This is a genomic window from Clostridium tarantellae (assembly GCF_009295725.1).
In the GTDB taxonomy this organism is placed as follows: domain Bacteria; phylum Bacillota; class Clostridia; order Clostridiales; family Clostridiaceae; genus Sarcina; species Sarcina tarantellae.
In genome coordinates this window covers 1-1,274 of record NZ_WHJC01000512.1, presented here as the reverse complement: position 1 = coordinate 1,274, position 1,274 = coordinate 1, and the positions used below count along the sequence as shown (strand labels likewise).

The 1,274-nt window shown below is 23.9% G+C and carries 2 protein-coding genes; both read right to left on the bottom strand.

Annotated elements, in window-relative coordinates; translation table 11 throughout:
* The coding region (locus tag GBZ86_RS16010; protein ID WP_152892314.1) for a TVP38/TMEM64 family protein at positions 1-616 on the bottom strand (616 nt) is incomplete at its 3' end.
* A gap of 70 nt (positions 617-686) precedes the next feature.
* On the bottom strand, positions 687-1,274 hold a 588-nt coding region (locus GBZ86_RS16005), incomplete at its 5' end, for a YbhB/YbcL family Raf kinase inhibitor-like protein (protein ID WP_207707474.1).

The window sequence follows — 1,274 nt, the reverse complement described above, 5'->3', positions numbered from 1 at the left end:
GTACAGATAAACTGACTAAAACTATTAAAGCTACTATAGACATATAAAAAGTTGTTTGTCCTATATTAACACATTGAGCTCCTATATTAGTAAAGACTAATATTCCAGGAATTGTTCCTATAAGTGTTGCAAAAAAATAATCTTTAAACTTTATACTTGTAAGACCTGAACCATAACTTATTAAATCAAAGGGAAATAAAGGTATTAATCTTAATATTAATATCATTATGAATCCTTTTTTATTAATTAGATCTTCTATATTTTTTAATTTTTTCTCAAAAACTTTTTTTACAATAGTTCTTCCTAATAATCTAGATATATAAAAAGATATACTACTACCTAAAAGTGCTCCTATAGTAGTATAAATATATCCATTCATTAAACCAAACATCATTCCTCCACTTATTGCTAAAATAGAGTCTGGAAAAAAAGTTAATGGAACTAAAGAAAACATTATTATGTAAATTATTGGAGCTAGCATACCAAAATTTAAAATCCATACCTTAATATCATTAATATAATATTTTCTACTTATACTATAATACAAAATAATACTTATTATTAATAAAATCATAATACTAGCTGTATATTTTATTATATTACTTTTTTCTTTCATGTTTTATTCCTCTCTGTATTAAATATTAGACTATATTAATATATTATAATACAGTCTAATATTAGTCTACTTAACTATTTAAATAAATACCTTCAAAAGTTCCTTCAGCTAACACTCTATTTTTCATAGATTTTAACATATCATTATAAAAAAAACCCTTTGTTAAGTTTAATTTAGTATTTAAAGCATATACTTTTAAAGTATACACATGAGGTTTATCTGGTGGAGCAAATCCACCATATCCAATAGCATCTTTTTTACTAACTCTAAAATCTTGTATATCATTAAGTTTTACTAGATAATCCTCTGAAAAACTATTTACTCCCTCAATAAAACAATTACTTTTTCTACTTACATTTTCTTTTATAGAACAAATATAACATGGAATATTTGCAACTGTCCAATGAATCCATGGAAAACCTATTACTGGAATTGCATCATAATCTATTAAAGTTATTGCATAACTTACAGTTGAACAAGGTCCTCTTGACCATTCTACGGGTATGGAGAAAATAGGCATATTTTTTATCTTTTGAACTCCTCTACTTCCATATTTATCTTCAAATATTCCTTTAATTATCCCCTTAGAATTAACTCTTAATTTACTATTATTACATATGTTCATATTTCCACCTAATTTATTAATTAATATATATAC